We start from the raw sequence: 16,216 nt of genomic DNA, 5'->3' as shown, positions 1-16,216 counted from the left end.
TGTCACCTTGGTAATAGATAGGTACAATGGATGCCAGTTTACCGTATGCGAGAAAAAATATGGACCATGAAGTACCGCACGCTCTGCGTGAGTTCACCCAGCGCTATGTTGATCTTTGGCAGCAGGAACGCGGTCATGCGCCAGCAAGCCAAGATCTGTACGGCGTGCCATCGCCTTGTCTCGTAGAAAACCGGGATGACGAGGTGCTGTGGTTACCGCAGCCGTTTACCCCATCAGCGACCCTGGAAAAGGTAGAAACTGCGCTTGAGCTTCGCCTGCAGCCGGACATCCACCTGTTTTATACCCAACAGTATGCGGGTGACATGAGCGCCCAGTTTGGCGAGCATGATGTGACGTTGTTGCAGGTGTGGAGCGAGGACGATTTTATTCGCCTGCAAGAAAACCTGATCGGCCATCTTGTGACGCAAAAACGCCTAAAATTATCACCGACGTTATTCTTGGCCACCACTGAATCAGAAATGACTATGGTCTCATTGTGCAACGTGAGCGGTAATGTGGTACTGGAGCAATTCGGGAGTGATAAGCGCACGTTGCTGGCGGCTTCGTTGGGCAATTTCCTCGACGCATTGCGCCCACAGCTTGATGTTTGACGCTAATTTCACCGTAATCCGTGTGAGAGATCTCTCACACGGGCTGTGAGAGATCGCTTTTAATTTTTCCCTGCCAGCGGCTCAGACGCGTTTTATTGTTATCCAGATCAATTGGTTAGATTTTCTTTAGGATAACTCTTAGCATTAATTTCCTGTCAACCAACCAGTAAGCCCTTGTGAACCAGAGATAATTAAGCGATCTTATGTTTACCGGAAGGGACGCTGTGGAGCTGGAAAGCATCAGGATGATGCAGCTTCAGGACGAAGAAAAGGATGCGCTCAGTGAAGAGCGAAGGATGGCGTCAGGAGATGCTCAGGATGTTTCAGGATTGAAACCAGGGACACCTCCAGGACGGAGATTGAGAGCCGGCACAGGATGGTTGGCGGGCCATGAAGGCTGAGGAACCGCATCAGGATGATGCTACAGGATAACGCCAGGACGGTTTGGTCAGGATGGCCGTAGGAAAAGTTTTCAAGGATTGAGCAGGGAGCACACTGTGTAGCAGGACTGCTATAAAACGAACCGAGGGCACTGTTAGCGCAGTGCCCTCAACTTTTATATTGGTTATGCATTAAGCACCAAAGATGCTTGTCCCTGCTCAAATTCATCTCAGTTGTTAACCAATCGCCCCCAGCGTATCGCCATGACCCTGTTTCTTCGGTAGCAGGAATAATGTGGCGTAAATATCCAGCAGATAAATTGCCGCCAACAGGCTGATTGCCGCAGTGAAGGATACCTGTGTCACCAATGCGCCGATGACCAATGGCCCGAGTCCGCCAACACCACGGCCAAGATTAAACAGGATGTTTTGCGCGGTAGCGCGTGCCTGAACGGGGTAGGTATCCGAGATCAAGGCGCCGTAGCCTCCAATCATGCCATTAACGAACAATCCCATCAGTGCCCCGGCAAACAGCATTAGCGTTGGGTCGCTAAGCTGCGCGTAGACTATCACCATCACTACAGCGCCAATCTGATAGCTGATAAAAATCTTCCAGCGAGTGAAGCGATCGGCCAATACGCCAAATAGCCAAATACCGAATGTCATGCCGATCACTGTGACCGCGGTCCATAAGCCGGACTTGGTCAGCGAGAACCCGAAATTTTTTGCCAGATATGTTGGCATCCAAATCATCAGTCCGTAATAACCGAAATTCTGCACCGAACACAGGATGAAAATGCCGATGCTGGCCTTGCTGGTGGCCCGATCTTTGAACAGCAACCTTATACGTTGAGCGAATGACAATTGCTCACCGGTACGTTGTTGGCGGACGAACTCTTCCGGTTCACCCAAGGTGCGACGGATCAGGAATGACACCAATGCAGGGAGTAAGCCAACCAGGAACATACCGCGCCAGCCTATATGAGTCAGCAGCAGTGGCGTGAGAAACGCCGCTGCCAGCACCCCAAGTTGCCATCCCATGCCAACATAAGCAGAGGCACGGTTGCGTTTTTCCGCAGGCCAGGCTTCGGCGATAAGTGCCATACCGATGCCAAACTCACCACCGAGTCCGATCCCCGCCAGTGTGCGATAGGCGAGTAAATCCCAGTAGCCTTGCGCCAGGGCGCACAGACCCGTAAATAATGAAAACATCAGGATAGTGATAGTCAATACCCGAATACGACCAAAGCGATCGCTGAGGTGGCCGAAAATCACCCCTCCCAGTACGGCGCCGATCAGCGTCCAGGTGACCAGTGAGCCGGCGGCGGAAGAACTTAGTCCCATTTCGATACTGATTGCGGGCAGCATAAAGCCGAGGATCAGCAAATCGAAGCCGTCCATCGCGTAGCCGGTGACCGAAGCAAGCATGGCTTTGCCAGGCGTGGCGTGATTTTTTGTCGTTGTAATTGCGGGCATCTGTCTAATCTGCGTGGTTTATTTGGTAAGTATATTGTGCCGTGTGGCGCTGTAGGCCACCAGTTCAAATGTTCGAACGTTATCCACTCAGCTGGATTTGGGCTATAAAAAGTAAAATGCTATGCTTTGCGGCCTTTCAGCCGCGCCGCTGAATATCATGGTTTAAACAGATCGAGAATGCAGATGAGTATACAAAATCAGGTTCGCCTTAGTTTGCAGGCAATTGAACAGTCGATGCGAGAGTTGGCGCTGTGGCAGGCCACGCCGCCAGAGCCTGAAGCTTTTGCCAGCCCCGAGCCGTTTTGCATAGATAGCATGTCGGCGGAAGCGTGGTTGCAATGGGTCTTTTTGCCGCGTATGTACGCGCTGTTGGATGCAGGTGCGCCGTTGCCGACGCGTTTCGCTATCACGCCTTACTTTGAAGAGGCGCTGAAAGATAATGAGCCTAACTGCATGCCGCTGCTGGTGCAGTTGCAGCGTTTGGATGTCATGCTGAATAAAGAGCCACAATAATGCTTGAGATCCTTTATCAGGATGAGTATTTGGTGGCGGTGAATAAGCCTTCCGGGTGGCTTGTTCACCGCAGTTGGCTGGATCGTCATGAAACCCAATTTGTCATGCAGACCGTTCGTGATCAGATTGGCCAGCATGTGTTTACCGTACATCGCCTCGATCGTCCTACCTCTGGAGTGTTGCTAATGGCACTTTCCAGCGACGTCGCGCGATTGTTATCGCAGCAATTTGAGCAGCACCAGCTGCAAAAAACTTACCATGCGGTAGTGCGTGGTTTTGTGCCCGAAGGCGATACTATCGATTATCCGTTGACGGAAGAGCTGGATAAAATTGCGGACAAGTTTGCTTCGAAGGACAAAGGTCCACAGCCGGCAGTGACTCATTATCGGTCGCTGGCGCAGGTAGAGATGCCGGTGGCCATTGGTCGTTATGACAGTGCGCGTTATAGCTTGGTTGAACTGACGCCGGAAAATGGTCGCAAGCACCAGCTGCGCCGTCATATGGTGCATATCCGCCATCCGATCATCGGTGACAGCAAACATGGCGATCTGCGCCAGAATCGTGGTATGGCTCAGCATTTCGGTTGTTCACGCCTGATGCTTCACGCCAGTCATTTGCAACTGAACCACCCGGTGACCGGTGAGCCGTTGCACCTTTCTGCGCGTTGGGATGAACCTTGGCAGGGCGTAATGTCACAGTTTGGCTGGACAGAGAGTATCCCTGAGCTTGCCAGGGTTGAGTTTCCCCCGGCTAGCGGTCAGGATAACTGATCATTTTCAAAGATATTGAAGGGAGTAGGGGCAATGGCTCAGGTTGGAATCTTCGTGGGAACGGTCTACGGCAACTCATTATTGGTGGCGGAAGAGGCTGAAACTATCCTCAGTGAGCAAGGCCATGAGGTCAAACTGTTTGAAGAAGGCACGCTTGAGGCTTGGCAGTTTTACCGTCAGCACTATGCGCTGGTGATTACCTCAACTACCGGCCAGGGTGATTTGCCGGACAGCATTGCACCACTGTTCCACGCTATCCGTGACCAGGTCGGCTACCAACCGGAGCTACGCTATGGGCTGATCGCCCTGGGTGACAGTAGCTACGACAATTTCTGCGGTGCCGGGCGTGCGTTTGATGCGTTGCTGCAGGAACAAGGGGCCACCCGCGTAGGTGAAGTGCTGGAAATCGATGCGATGGAGCAGCCTGAACCAGAAGTGGTTTCTTGCCCATGGGTTGAGAAATGGGGCACGTTGCTGAAATAGAATTACCCGACGTCTTGTAAGGGGCGAATATATTCGCCCCGATTAATACGGGCGCAGTATGCTGCGCCCCTACAATCTGTACTGTCAGTTCTCTGAACCCTTATTTACCGCGAGTCAGTTTTTCCAGATCGGATTCGATCTCGGCAATCTTGTGGGAAACCACACCTTCCAGATGACGCAGGTCATCAAGAATTTTGCGTTTCAGATCCACTTCCACCTGATCGCGTTGGCATAGCTGATCCAGTTCATCAATTACGTAGCGCAGGTTCGGGTTTATTTCGTGGATTTCTTTGTAACCCTGACCGGCGTTGTCTGCTACCACAGTTTTACGTTGGCGCGGATATTTGAATTTCACGCTCTTGGCGAAGAACTCGCCTTTATCCTTGCGGAAATAAATCTTAAGAATGTCGTTATTGGCCTCCTGACGCAGGCTATAGCGATCGACATCTTCCGGTTGATTGATTCCTAAGCTTTTCAGGTTGTCATACATAATAGCGCCACCTTATAAATAGACTTTATTCCACGGTCTGGGATTATGGCGAATAACCATGCCAGAGACTGTGACAGCTCACGTAATGAAGACAAAAAAATGGCGGGTTAATCACCCGCCATATCTATTTTAGTCGATGGTACGTAATAGCTCATTGATACCGACTTTACCGCGCGTTTTAGCATCGACTTTTTTGACGATAACCGCGCAATACAGGCTGTAAGAGCCATCTTTGGATGGCAGGTTACCGGAAACCACAACGGAACCCGCCGGTACACGGCCGTAGTGCACTTCACCGGTTTCACGGTCGTAAATGCGGGTGCTTTGACCCAGATATACGCCCATGGAGATAACAGAGCCTTCTTCCACGATCACGCCCTCAACCACTTCTGAACGTGCGCCGATGAAACAGTTGTCTTCGATGATGGTTGGGTTAGCCTGCAGGGGCTCCAGTACGCCACCGATGCCGACGCCGCCTGACAGGTGAACGTTTTTACCGATCTGCGCGCAAGAACCGACAGTTGCCCAGGTATCTACCATGCTGCCTTCGTCAACATAAGCACCGATGTTCACGTAGGAAGGCATCAGAACCGTGTTGCGAGCAATAAATGCACCTTGGCGAACTGTGGCTGGTGGTACAACGCGGAAGCCTTCTTTCTGGAAGCGCGCTTCATCGTAATCGGCGAACTTCATTGGCACCTTGTCGTAATAACGGGTTTCTGCACCGTCCATCACTTTGTTGTCATTGATGCGGAAAGAAAGCAGCACGGCCTTTTTTAGCCACTGATGCGTTACCCACTGACCGTCAATCTTCTCGGCAACGCGCAGGGCGCCGCTGTCCAACAGGCCGATCACCTGGTTTACCGCTTCGCGCGTTACGGTGTCTGCGTTCGCCGGAGTGATTTCTGCACGGCGTTCGAAGGCGCTTTCAATAACGTTCTGTAATTGCTGCATGCTGTTCTCTGTCCTGATGTTGTCTACGAAAAAGTTACTTGTTACCTGTCATTCTTAACGTTGCATCTGTGTTGGTTCGCACTTTTGCCGCCATGATGCAACGTCAATTATTTAGGGTATATCACAATTTATCGTTTGGATTGAGGGCCTCTGTCAACCGTTGTTCCAACTTTCTGCGCGTTTCCGGGTTAAGAGCGCGTCGATCACTGTCGGCCAGAATAAATAAATCCTCAACCCGCTCGCCAATGGTGGAGATGCGTGCGCCGTGTAAAGACAGACCGAGATCGGCAAACACTTCTCCTACCCGGGCCAGCAGACCTGGCTGATCGAGTGCGGTCAGTTCCAGATAGCTACGACGGTCTGTATGGGTTGGTAAGAAACTGACTTCGGTCGGTACGCTGAAATGACGCAGTTTGGAGGACGGCCTGCGCACGCGCGGCGGCTGATACTCTCGTTGAGTAATGGCTTGTACCAGCGCGTGACGGATCGCTGCATGACGGTCCTGGGCTAACGGGCTGCCATCTGGCTCCAGCACGATAAAGGTATCCATTGCCATGCCGTCGCGGTTAGTGAAGATCTGTGCGTCATGCACGCTTAGGTTACGACGATCCATTTCGCCAGCTACGGCGGCAAACAGGTAAGGGCGATCCGGGCTCCAGATGAAAATTTCTGTGCCTCCACGTGTCGCTTGCCTGCTGACCAGTACCAACGGTTTGGTGGAATCATGGGCCAGCAGGTGGCGGGCGTGCCAGGCCAGCTGATTAGGTGAGTGGCGGAGGAAGTAATCGGCACGGCAGCGGCTCCAGATACGGTGCAGCGCTTCTTCGTCGATATTGTCCATACGCAACAGTGCCAAGGCCTGCAGGCGGTGATGTCGCACACGCTCACGCAGATCCGGGCTGTTTTGCATGCCACGCCGCAATTGTTTTTCGGTGGCAAAATACAGTTCACGCAACAGGCTCTGTTTCCAGCTGTTCCACAGGGTTTCGTTGGTGGCACAGATATCCGCTACGGTCAGGCAGACCAGGTAACGCAGACGGGTTTCGCTCTGTACTTCTGCACTAAACTGCTGAATAACTGTCGGATCCTGAATGTCACGGCGTTGTGCGGTCACCGACATCAACAGGTGGCAGCGTACCAACCAGACAACCAATTGAGTCTCTCTGGAATTCAAACCGTGCAGCTCAGCGAACTCCAACACGTCTTGTGCGCCGAGGATAGAGTGGTCGCCACCACGTCCTTTAGCGATATCGTGGAACAAGGCGGCCAGTAACAACAGTTCCGGATTTGGTAGGCGCGGATACAGCTCAACACACAGCGGATGGCGTGGCCGAGTTTCTGCATCGGCAAAGCTTTCCAACTTTTGCAGGACGCGAATGGTGTGTTCGTCGACGGTGTAGGCATGAAACAGATCGAACTGCATTTGCCCTACAATTTTGCCCCACTGCGGCATATAGGCCCACAACACGCTGTGACGGTGCATCGGCACCAGCGCCCGTGAAACCGCACCTGGGTGGCGCAAAATGGCCATAAACAGCTCACGTGCCTCTGGAATGTTGCACAGTGGCTGCTTTAGATGCCGGCGCGCGTGACGCAGTTGGCGCACTGTAGTGGAGTAAATGCCTTTGATATCGCGGTTGCGTACCATCAGGTAGAACATCCGCATGATGGATTCCGGTTGGCGGATAAACAATGTTTCGTCACGCAGGTCGATAAGATCGCCGCGTAGTTGGAAATCATCATTCAGCGGACGCGGCTTTTCCGTCGCGTCCAGTGCCAGGATAGCTTCGTCGAACAGTTGCAGCAGCATGTGATTCAATTCGCCCACGCGGCGCGTCATGCGATAAAAATCTTTCATCATGCGCTCAACGGGCTCGTTGCCTTCTCCCTCGTAGCGCAGCAGCTGCGCCACACTGAGTTGGCGATCGAACAGCAACCGGTTGTCATAGCGCGGCAGCACCAGATGCAGGGCAAAGCGGATACGCCACAGGAAGCTCTGGCACTCGTTGAGTTCGTTGCGCTCTGCCTGCGTGAGGAAACCGAAACCGACCATTTCATCCAGTGAGGTCGCCCCGAAGTGACGACGAGCGACCCACAATAGCGTGTGAATATCGCGAAGCCCGCCGGGGCTGCTCTTGATGTCTGGCTCAAGGTTGTAGCTGGTGCCGTGATAACGCTGATGGCGTTCTTGTTGCTCAACCACTTTCGCGTGGAAAAATTTGGGGGATGGCCAGAAACCATCGCTGAAGATGTGCTTCTGCATTTGCAGGAAGAGGGCGACATCGCCGCAGATCATCCGCGATTCGATCAGGTTGGTGGCGACAGTCAGGTCTGCCAACCCTTCCAACAGACACTCCTCTAGCGTTCGTACGCTGTGGCCCACCTCCAGCTTCAGATCCCACAGCAGGGTGATAAATTCCCCTACACGCTGCGACTGCTGCTCATTCAGACGGCTCTGACTCAGCACCAGTACGTCAATGTCCGAAAGCGGATGCAGTTCGCCACGGCCATAGCCGCCAACGGCCACCAGTGCGGTTTCAGGAATATCTTTAAAGCCGTAGAAGGTCCATAGGCGACGTAGCAGGCGATCGATAAAGTCGCTACGGGCGGCAACCAGGCTTTCGGCGCTGGAGCCGGCATTGAATGCCGCCGCGAGCCAGAGTTGAAACTGTTCAAGGCGCTGTTTCAGCGCGATGCAGTTAATCTCATCATCGCCGTAGGCGTTGGGATATTCAGGCTGTTCCGGCACGGCCTGTTGTGGAATGACCGAGGTGTCTTGTTGGCGAAAGTTTTCAGACATAATACGCAGCCCATAAAAAAGGCCGGCAAAAGCCGGCCTGTGACATCATGCATCGCGGCAAAACGCCGCGGCGCTTACATCTCGTGCGTAATGATGTTGGGGATGGTGTCATCCTTGCGCAACGTCATTATCTCGCAGCCGTTATCTGTGACCACAATAGTATGCTCATACTGTGCCGACAAGCTGCGATCCTTAGTTTTTACCGTCCAACCGTCTTTCATGGTACGGATACGGTAATCACCGGCGTTAACCATAGGTTCAATAGTAAAGGCCATACCGGGTTGCAACACCACACCGCCGTCATCGGCGTCATAGTGCAGTACCTGTGGTTCTTCATGGAACACTTCGCCAATGCCGTGGCCGCAGTACTCACGCACCACAGAAAAGTTTTCGGCTTCGACGAACTTCTGGATCTCTTTGCCCAGCGTGCGCAGGCGGATGCCTGGCTTCACCATTTTCAGTGACAAATACAGGCTTTCTTGAGTGATGCGGCACAGGCGCTCGCCCAAAATGGTTGGCTTACCAACAATGAACATTTTGGAGGTATCACCATGGAAACCGTCTTTGATCACGGTGACGTCGATATTGACGATGTCGCCATCTTTCAACACTTTGTCATCGCTCGGGATACCGTGGCAGACCACTTCGTTGACCGAGATACAGACCGATTTTGGGAAACCGTGATAGCCAAGACAAGCCGAAATGGCCTGCTGTTGGTTAGTGATGTGATCGTGACAGATACGATCAAGTTCGCCGGTGGTCACGCCAGGTTTGACGTGCGGCTCGATGATTTCCAGCACTTCGGCGGCTAATCGGCCAGCCACGCGCATTTTTTGGATGTCATCAGGTGTTTTAATTGAGATTGCCATGAAATTCGTCCGCAGGTGTCGTGCTCGCCGACAACAGAAAGAAATAAGAAGCAGTCTCTTATGGTACCAGCCCGGCCAGAGGCTGCCAAATTTGATTTCTTTACCAGCCTCTGGGCGGTAACAAAAGTTGGTGTCGGGGGCGGGTTTATGGTATAAAGCGCGCCGGCAGATCCGCTCTTCGTCCTTGTGATAATGACGGAAAAGGCCGAAAATACTTTAACTGCACTCACTTTGTGTAAATAACACACACGTATCGGCACATCCGCCGGGGTGCCCTGAGGTGATTTATCACCGCCAGGGTCGGCGTTATGGGATACGTGGAGGCATAACCCCAACTAACTCTATAGAGGTTTAATCATGGCAACTGTTTCCATGCGCGACATGCTCCAGGCTGGTGTACACTTTGGTCACCAGACTCGTTACTGGAACCCGAAAATGAAGCCTTTCATCTTCGGCGCACGTAACAAGGTTCACATCATCAACCTGGAAAAAACTGTACCAATGGCCAACGCAGCACTGGCTGAACTGACCAAGATCTCTTCCCGTAAAGGTAAGATCCTGTTCGTTGGTACTAAGCGCGCAGCAAGCGAAGCGGTAAAAGAATATGCTAACAACTGCGACCAGTTCTTCGTGAACCATCGCTGGTTGGGCGGCATGCTGACTAACTGGAAAACCGTTCGTCAGTCAATCAAACGTTTGAAAGATCTGGAAATCCAGTCTCAAGATGGCACCTTTGACAAGCTGACCAAGAAAGAGGCGCTGATGCGTACTCGCGAACTGGCTAAGCTGGAAAACTCCCTGGGTGGTATCAAGGACATGGGTGGTCTGCCTGACGCTCTGTTCGTAATCGATGCTGATCACGAACACATCGCGATCAAAGAAGCCAACAACCTGGGTATCCCGGTATTCTCTATCGTTGATACCAACTCCGATCCAGACGGCGTTGACTTCATCATCCCTGGTAACGACGATGCAATCCGTGCAATCAAATTGTACCTGACTGCCGTTGCTGCCGCCGTCCGTGAAGGTCGTTCTCAAGATCTGGCCGTTCAAGCGGAAGAAAGCTTCGTAGAAGCTGAATAATAAGGCAAGCTCGTCACTGAGCCCTTATTAACCAGGTATTGAATATGTTGGTTAGGGGGGCCTTTATAGGCCCCCTTTGCTTATCTGAATGAGAACTATCTCTACACGAGATAACCGAGGAAAAAGAAATGGCTGATATTACCGCTGCTCTGGTAAAAGAACTGCGCGAGCGTACTGGCGCTGGCATGATGGATTGTAAGAAAGCGCTGGTTGAATCCAACGGCGACATCGAGCTGGCAATCGAAAACATGCGTAAATCTGGTGCGATCAAAGCGGCGAAAAAAGCAGGCAACGTAGCTGCTGACGGCGTGATCAAAACCAAGATCGAAGGCAACTACGGCGTGATTCTGGAAGTTAACTGCCAGACTGACTTCGTTGCTAAAGATGCTGGTTTCCAGGCATTCGCTGACAAAGTGCTGGACGCTGCTGTTGCAGGCAAAATCACTGATGTTGACGTGTTGAAAGCACAGTTCGAAGAAGAACGTGTAGCGCTGGTTGCAAAAATCGGTGAGAACATCAACATCCGTCGTGTTGCTTCTCTGGAAGGCGAAGTTCTGGGTAGCTACCTGCACGGTGCGCGTATCGGTGTTCTGATCGCGGCTAAAGGCGCTAACGAAGAGCTGGTTAAGCAAATTGCTATGCACGTTGCGGCAAGCAAGCCAGAATTCGTGAAACCAGAAGACGTTTCTGCTGACGTGGTAGAAAAAGAGTACCAGGTTCAGTTGGACATCGCCATGCAGTCTGGCAAGCCGAAAGAAATCGCAGAGAAGATGGTTGAAGGCCGTATGAAGAAATTCACCGGCGAAGTTTCTCTGACTGGTCAGCCTTTCGTTATCGATCCAAGCAAAACCGTTGGCCAAGTGCTGAAAGAGCACAACGCTGACGTTGTTAACTTTATCCGCTTCGAAGTGGGTGAAGGCATCGAAAAAGTTGAGAATGACTTTGCTGCTGAAGTTGCAGCAATGAGCAAACAGTCTTAATGACTGTTAATGGAACCGCCGTCTGGCGGTTCCATTTTATCCAGCCAGAATTACACCGGTGGCAAGCCCTGTGGCATTATACTCAGCACAGGCGCGTTTCATCGGCTGAAATCCCCAATACAAACACTGCTTCTTAGGACAGAACTCCATGGCAACCAATGCAAAACCCGTATATCAGCGTATTCTGCTCAAACTGAGTGGCGAAGCCCTGCAAGGCGCAGAAGGTTTTGGTATCGACGCTAGCGTTTTGGATCGCATGGCTCAGGAAGTTAAAGAGCTGGTCGAACTGGGAATTCAGGTTGGTGTAGTTATTGGCGGCGGTAACCTGTTCCGCGGCGCGGGCCTGGCGCAAGCTGGCATGAACCGCGTAGTGGGCGACCACATGGGAATGCTGGCTACCGTGATGAACGGCCTGGCTATGCGTGATGCACTGCACCGTGCCTATGTGAACGCCCGCCTGATGTCGGCAATTCCGTTGAACGGCGTGTGCGATAACTACAGTTGGGCAGAGGCAATCAGCCTGCTGCGTAATAACCGCGTGGTGATCTTCTCCGCCGGTACCGGTAACCCGTTCTTCACCACCGATTCAGCTGCGTGTCTGCGCGGGATCGAGATCGAAGCGGATGTGGTATTGAAAGCGACCAAAGTGGATGGTGTATACTCCGCTGACCCGGTTAAAAACCCGGATGCAACACTGTATGAGCATATTACCTATCAAGACGTGTTGGAGCGTGAGCTGAAAGTGATGGATCTGGCGGCATTTACGCTGGCTCGCGATCACGGTCTGCCAATCCGCGTATTTAACATGAACAAGCCGGGTGCGCTGCGCCGGGTGGTGATGGGTGAGAACGAAGGTACGCTGATCAGCAAATAAGGCTGTTCTGCCAAATTTAGTGGGAGCGGGTAACGCTATGCGCTGTGCGCTCTCCTTGAGTAAAATTCACGGGCTATACTGTGGTATAGCCTGCCAAGTATCCAGCTTCCAAGGGTTCGCAACGTGATTAATGAAATCAGAAAAGATGCTGATTCACGCATGGAAAAAAGCGTAGAAGCATTCAAAAATCAAATCAGTAAAATCCGTACTGGCCGTGCTTCTCCAAGCATCCTGGACGGCATCATGGTGGAATACTATGGTTCCGCCACGCCGCTGCGTCAGCTGGCTAACGTAACCGTTGAAGACTCCCGTACCTTGGCAATCAACCTGTTTGATCGCTCTTTGGGTTCAGCGGTAGAAAAAGCCATCATGTCTTCTGATCTGGGTCTGAACCCAAGCTCAGCGGGCAGCGTTATCCGCGTTCCATTGCCTCCTTTGACTGAAGAGCGTCGTAAAGACCTGATCAAAGTCGTGCGCAATGAAGCAGAGCAGGGCCGTGTGGCGGTACGTAACGTTCGCCGCGATGCCAACGATAAAGTTAAAGCGCTGTTGAAAGACAAAGAAATCAGTGAAGACGAAGACCGTCGTTCACAGGACGATGTTCAGAAACTGACTGATGCCTACATCAAACTTCTGGATGCCGCTCTGGCGGATAAAGAAAAAGAGCTGATGGAATTCTAATCAGCATCGCGCAGAAAAAAAGCGTCGCCTGGGCGGCGCTTTGTTTTTTGTGGCGCAGATCCCGTTTCATCGTACTGATTGATCATGGACAAGTGGTGGCCAAGGTTACACACTGGAGCACCTCCGATCTCATCAGACAGTTATTCAGAGTGAGCTCATGAAGCAACTGACTATTCTTGGCTCTACCGGTTCAGTGGGGACAAGTACCCTGGCCGTGGTTAGGGAAAATCCCGACCGTTTCGCGATTAAAGCACTGGTTGCCGGCCGTAATGTAGCGGTCATGGCGCAACAGTGCATAGAATTTCGTCCAGCCTATGCTGCGATGGCGGATGAAGGCGCTGCACGTGAACTGCGCATCCTGCTGGCGGAAAACGGCATTGCCACCGAGGTGATGTCAGGTGAACAGGCTGCCTGTGAATTGGCGGCGCTGGACGATGTCGACCAGGTTACGGCGGCCATAGTTGGCGCTGCCGGGCTGCTGCCGACGTTAGCGGCCATTCGTGCCGGCAAACAGGTGCTATTGGCGAATAAAGAGTCGCTGGTGACCTGCGGACGCCTGTTCATGGACGCGGTTCAAAAGAGCCAGACGCAGTTGTTGCCGCTGGATAGCGAGCATAATGCGATTTTTCAGAGTTTGCCTGAGAGCATTCAGCGTCAGTTGGGATACTCTTCATTAGACAGTCATGGTGTCTCGCGCATCGTGCTTACCGGTTCTGGTGGCCCATTCCGTACTACGCCAATGGAACAGTTCGCCACGATGACACCGGATCAAGCCTGCGCCCATCCTAATTGGTCGATGGGGCGCAAGATCTCGGTAGATTCCGCCACCATGATGAATAAAGGACTGGAATATATTGAGGCCCGTTGGCTGTTTAATGCCTCGGCCGAACAAATGGAAGTGATTCTGCATCCGCAGTCGGTGATCCACTCAATGGTGCGCTACGCTGATGGCAGTGTGCTGGCTCAGTTGGGTACGCCGGATATGCGTACCCCGATTGCCCACGCGATGGCATATCCTCAGCGTATCAGTTCAGGTGTAGAAGCACTGGATTTCTGCCGTATTGGCTCACTGACCTTTGCTGAACCTGAGCGGGAGCGCTATCCCTGCCTGTATCTGGCAATTGAAGCCTTTGATGCTGGTCAGGCGGCAACGACAGCACTGAATGCAGCCAACGAAGTCGCTGTGGCGGCTTTCTTGCAGGAGCAGATTCGCTTTACCGATATAGCGGCAGTGAACCAAAAAGTGGTCGAGCGGCTATCAGTGCAGGAACCGTCTTGCATTGATGCGGTCTTAGAAATAGATCGTCAGGCACGTGAGGTTGCAGTTGGATTCGTTAAATCACTGCGTAACTGATACCGGCAATTATCCTATTTTGTTCGCAAATTGCGCGTGCCGCAGTGGGGCCGTTTGTTCAGGCCCGGTTGAGGTGGTATAGTCTGCGCCACCTGTCAGCGGTTATACCGTTGAATTATGGCCTGATTGACATCTCGAATGCCGATAGCGCAGCAGATATTACCTGCTGTCGCTGGGCAGACTGAAAAGCCGTGTCGGGCACACGGCTTTTTTTGCGCGTAAGGGTCTGATGTTCCGGAAGGGCAGTTGTATTTCTATTGAGGAAATAAGTACGAGTTATGTCGTCCGCAAATCAACAAGAGGCTAATCCGTCCACTCTGGGGCCACGACATGTCGCCATTATTATGGACGGCAACGGACGCTGGGCTAAACGTCAGGGTAAGTTACGTGTCTTCGGTCATAAAGCAGGGGTGAAATCGGTTCGGCGTGCTGTCAGCTTTGCCGCCAACAACCATTTAGATGCGCTCACGCTTTATGCCTTCAGCAGCGAGAACTGGAACCGTCCGGTGCAGGAAGTCTCCGCCTTAATGGAGCTTTTTGTCCGTGCCCTGGATAGCGAAGTAAAAAGCCTGCATAAACATAACGTCAGACTGCGGGTGATCGGCGACATCAGCCGTTTCAGTACGCGTTTGCAAGAGCGGATCCATCGCTCTGAGCAACTGACAGAAAATAACGATGGCCTGACACTCAACATTGCTGCCAACTATGGTGGCCGTTGGGATATTATTCAGGGAGTAAGGGAACTGGCTGAGCAGGTGAAGGATGGTGTACTGCATCCGGATCAAATTAGCGAAGAGTTACTGGGTGAGCGGGTCTGTATGAGTGACCTATCACCGGTGGATCTGGTGATCCGCACTGGTGGTGAACATCGCATCAGTAACTTTTTGCTGTGGCAAATTGCTTATGCCGAACTTTACTTTACTGATGTACTCTGGCCTGATTTTGATGAACTTGTCTTTGAAGGTGCGCTGAATGCATTTGCACAACGCGAGCGTCGCTTCGGGGGAACAACACCTATCGGCGCCAATGCGTCCTAGGGGGAACTTTTGCTGAAGTATCGCCTCATAACTGCTCTGATCTTAATTCCGATTGTTATCGCAGCGCTGTTTTTGCTGCCGCCGGTGGGCTTTGCCCTGGTAACGCTCGTTGTGTGCATGTTAGCTGCCTGGGAGTGGGGCCAATTGGCCGGTTTTACTTCCCGCTCGCAGCGCATCTGGTTGGCGATATTGTGCGGCTTCCTGCTGGCGTTAATGATGCTCAGCATTCCGGCTTATCACCAGTCGGTCCATTTGCCACAGGTCGGTGGGCCGTTATGGCTGTCACTGGTTTGGTGGCTGGCAGCGTTGTTACTGGTCCTGTTTTATCCCGGTTCGGCAGCACTGTGGCGTAACTCACGCCCGATACGTCTGGTTTTCGGTCTGCTGACCATTGTGCCGTTCTTCTGGGGCATGCTGTCGTTGCGTCAGTTCGGTTATGAACAAAACCACTTCACCGGCGCCTGGTGGCTGCTGTATGTGATGTTGTTGGTTTGGGGCGCGGATTCCGGCGCCTATATGTTTGGCAAATTGTTTGGCAAGCATAAACTGGCACCGAAAGTTTCTCCGGGGAAAACCTGGGAGGGGCTCATTGGTGGCCTGATCACCTCAGCCCTGATATCTTGGCTGTTTGGCCGTTACGCCCCGTTGAATGTGGTGCCGGCGACCTTACTGATTTGTTCGATAGTGGCTGCGCTGGCTTCGGTGCTGGGTGACCTTACCGAGAGCATGTTCAAACGCGAAGCAGGTATCAAAGACAGTGGTCATTTGATACCGGGTCATGGCGGTATACTGGATCGTATCGACAGCCTGACCGCAGCAGTGCCTGTATTTGCCTGCCTGATGCTGTTAGTGTTTTAATCC

General features: G+C 52.4%; 16 protein-coding genes. 11 read left to right on the top strand and 5 right to left on the bottom strand.

Annotation, left to right across the window (positions count from 1 at the left end):
• Positions 1–59 precede the first annotated feature (59 nt).
• Positions 60–611 carry a SecY-interacting protein gene (syd, locus tag SGBXF1_RS19360; protein ID WP_186427384.1) on the top strand — a complete coding sequence of 184 codons (552 nt, stop codon included), beginning with the start codon at positions 60–62 and terminating at the stop codon, positions 609–611.
• A gap of 617 nt (positions 612–1,228) precedes the next feature.
• Here syd and SGBXF1_RS19355 read toward each other — a convergent pair.
• Positions 1,229–2,467 carry an MFS transporter gene (locus tag SGBXF1_RS19355; RefSeq protein ID WP_037418458.1) on the bottom strand — a complete coding sequence of 413 codons (1,239 nt, stop codon included), beginning with the start codon at positions 2,465–2,467 and terminating at the stop codon, positions 1,229–1,231.
• A gap of 183 nt (positions 2,468–2,650) precedes the next feature.
• Here SGBXF1_RS19355 and SGBXF1_RS19350 point away from each other — a divergent pair, with 183 nt between their 5' ends.
• From SGBXF1_RS19350 to SGBXF1_RS19340, 3 genes are read left to right on the top strand one after another with little or no spacing between them, the layout of a single operon-like run.
• Complete coding sequence (locus tag SGBXF1_RS19350; protein WP_037418506.1) at positions 2,651–2,980, top strand: YqcC family protein; 330 nt, start codon at positions 2,651–2,653, stop codon at positions 2,978–2,980.
• A complete protein-coding gene (gene truC / locus SGBXF1_RS19345) occupies positions 2,980–3,750 on the top strand; it encodes a tRNA pseudouridine(65) synthase TruC (protein ID WP_130381871.1) in 771 nt (256 codons plus the stop codon). The genes SGBXF1_RS19350 and truC overlap by 1 nt, the downstream gene beginning before the upstream one ends.
• A 33-nt stretch (positions 3,751–3,783) precedes the next feature.
• Entirely contained in the window at positions 3,784–4,233 is a 450-nt protein-coding gene (locus SGBXF1_RS19340) for a flavodoxin (RefSeq protein WP_037418462.1), read from the top strand.
• Positions 4,234–4,333: 100 nt separating this feature from the next.
• Here the strand turns inward: SGBXF1_RS19340 and SGBXF1_RS19335 are convergent, their stop codons facing one another.
• The 4 genes from SGBXF1_RS19335 to map form a co-directional block, all read right to left on the bottom strand.
• A complete protein-coding gene (locus SGBXF1_RS19335) occupies positions 4,334–4,723 on the bottom strand; it encodes a DUF3461 family protein (protein WP_006318690.1) in 390 nt (129 codons plus the stop codon).
• Positions 4,724–4,852: 129 nt separating this feature from the next.
• The gene (gene dapD, locus SGBXF1_RS19330; RefSeq protein ID WP_037418465.1) at positions 4,853–5,677 is read right to left on the bottom strand and encodes a 2,3,4,5-tetrahydropyridine-2,6-dicarboxylate N-succinyltransferase; all 825 of its coding nucleotides are present in this window, start codon (positions 5,675–5,677) and stop codon (positions 4,853–4,855) included.
• Positions 5,678–5,798: 121 nt separating this feature from the next.
• Entirely contained in the window at positions 5,799–8,477 is a 2,679-nt protein-coding gene (gene glnD / locus SGBXF1_RS19325; protein ID WP_061808468.1) for a bifunctional uridylyltransferase/uridylyl-removing protein GlnD, read from the bottom strand.
• 74 nt (positions 8,478–8,551) lie between these two features.
• On the bottom strand, positions 8,552–9,346 hold the full coding sequence (map, locus tag SGBXF1_RS19320; RefSeq protein WP_037418856.1) for a type I methionyl aminopeptidase: 795 nt from the start codon (positions 9,344–9,346) through the stop codon (positions 8,552–8,554).
• Between the two features lie 357 nt (positions 9,347–9,703).
• Between map and rpsB the strand changes: the two genes are divergently transcribed.
• The 7 genes from rpsB to cdsA all read left to right on the top strand — a co-directional run bounded on the left by rpsB (position 9,704) and on the right by cdsA (position 16,213).
• Positions 9,704–10,429, top strand: coding sequence for a 30S ribosomal protein S2 (gene rpsB / locus SGBXF1_RS19315; RefSeq protein ID WP_004952226.1), 726 nt, complete (start codon positions 9,704–9,706; stop codon positions 10,427–10,429).
• A gap of 128 nt (positions 10,430–10,557) precedes the next feature.
• Positions 10,558–11,409: a translation elongation factor Ts gene (gene tsf, locus SGBXF1_RS19310; protein ID WP_037418853.1), complete on the top strand. Its 852-nt coding sequence runs from the start codon at positions 10,558–10,560 to the stop codon at positions 11,407–11,409.
• A 148-nt stretch (positions 11,410–11,557) separates the two neighbouring features.
• Positions 11,558–12,283: a UMP kinase gene (gene pyrH / locus SGBXF1_RS19305; RefSeq protein WP_004952223.1), complete on the top strand. Its 726-nt coding sequence runs from the start codon at positions 11,558–11,560 to the stop codon at positions 12,281–12,283.
• Between the two features lie 123 nt (positions 12,284–12,406).
• Entirely contained in the window at positions 12,407–12,964 is a 558-nt protein-coding gene (gene frr, locus SGBXF1_RS19300; protein WP_037418850.1) for a ribosome recycling factor, read from the top strand.
• 157 nt (positions 12,965–13,121) lie between these two features.
• Complete coding sequence (gene ispC, locus SGBXF1_RS19295) at positions 13,122–14,318, top strand: 1-deoxy-D-xylulose-5-phosphate reductoisomerase (RefSeq protein WP_061808469.1); 1,197 nt, start codon at positions 13,122–13,124, stop codon at positions 14,316–14,318.
• Between the two features lie 278 nt (positions 14,319–14,596).
• Positions 14,597–15,355, top strand: coding sequence for a (2E,6E)-farnesyl-diphosphate-specific ditrans,polycis-undecaprenyl-diphosphate synthase (gene ispU, locus SGBXF1_RS19290; protein WP_061808470.1), 759 nt, complete (start codon positions 14,597–14,599; stop codon positions 15,353–15,355).
• 9 nt (positions 15,356–15,364) lie between these two features.
• Positions 15,365–16,213 (top strand): phosphatidate cytidylyltransferase, encoded by an 849-nt coding sequence (cdsA, locus tag SGBXF1_RS19285; protein ID WP_037418841.1) that lies wholly within the window; start codon positions 15,365–15,367, stop codon positions 16,211–16,213.
• Positions 16,214–16,216: the final 3 nt, after the last annotated feature.

Source organism: Serratia grimesii, assembly GCF_900186025.1.
Lineage (GTDB): Bacteria > Pseudomonadota > Gammaproteobacteria > Enterobacterales > Enterobacteriaceae > Serratia > Serratia grimesii.
Note: the sequence above shows the minus strand (reverse complement) of the source record. Positions and strands in the feature narration are given on the sequence as shown.

What these genes read in the sequence shown, in the direction of transcription:
- syd (WP_186427384.1), top strand. Translation starts at nt 60, where the DNA reads ATGGACCATGAAGTACCGCACGCTCTGCGTGAGTTCACCCAGCGCTAT.
- SGBXF1_RS19355 (WP_037418458.1), bottom strand. Translation starts at nt 2,467, where the DNA reads ATGCCCGCAATTACAACGACAAAAAATCACGCCACGCCTGGCAAAGCC.
- SGBXF1_RS19350 (WP_037418506.1), top strand. Translation starts at nt 2,651, where the DNA reads ATGAGTATACAAAATCAGGTTCGCCTTAGTTTGCAGGCAATTGAACAG.
- truC (WP_130381871.1), top strand. Translation starts at nt 2,980, where the DNA reads ATGCTTGAGATCCTTTATCAGGATGAGTATTTGGTGGCGGTGAATAAG.
- SGBXF1_RS19340 (WP_037418462.1), top strand. Translation starts at nt 3,784, where the DNA reads ATGGCTCAGGTTGGAATCTTCGTGGGAACGGTCTACGGCAACTCATTA.
- SGBXF1_RS19335 (WP_006318690.1), bottom strand. Translation starts at nt 4,723, where the DNA reads ATGTATGACAACCTGAAAAGCTTAGGAATCAATCAACCGGAAGATGTC.
- dapD (WP_037418465.1), bottom strand. Translation starts at nt 5,677, where the DNA reads ATGCAGCAATTACAGAACGTTATTGAAAGCGCCTTCGAACGCCGTGCA.
- glnD (WP_061808468.1), bottom strand. Translation starts at nt 8,477, where the DNA reads ATGTCTGAAAACTTTCGCCAACAAGACACCTCGGTCATTCCACAACAG.
- map (WP_037418856.1), bottom strand. Translation starts at nt 9,346, where the DNA reads ATGGCAATCTCAATTAAAACACCTGATGACATCCAAAAAATGCGCGTG.
- rpsB (WP_004952226.1), top strand. Translation starts at nt 9,704, where the DNA reads ATGGCAACTGTTTCCATGCGCGACATGCTCCAGGCTGGTGTACACTTT.
- tsf (WP_037418853.1), top strand. Translation starts at nt 10,558, where the DNA reads ATGGCTGATATTACCGCTGCTCTGGTAAAAGAACTGCGCGAGCGTACT.
- pyrH (WP_004952223.1), top strand. Translation starts at nt 11,558, where the DNA reads ATGGCAACCAATGCAAAACCCGTATATCAGCGTATTCTGCTCAAACTG.
- ispC (WP_061808469.1), top strand. Translation starts at nt 13,122, where the DNA reads ATGAAGCAACTGACTATTCTTGGCTCTACCGGTTCAGTGGGGACAAGT.
- ispU (WP_061808470.1), top strand. Translation starts at nt 14,597, where the DNA reads ATGTCGTCCGCAAATCAACAAGAGGCTAATCCGTCCACTCTGGGGCCA.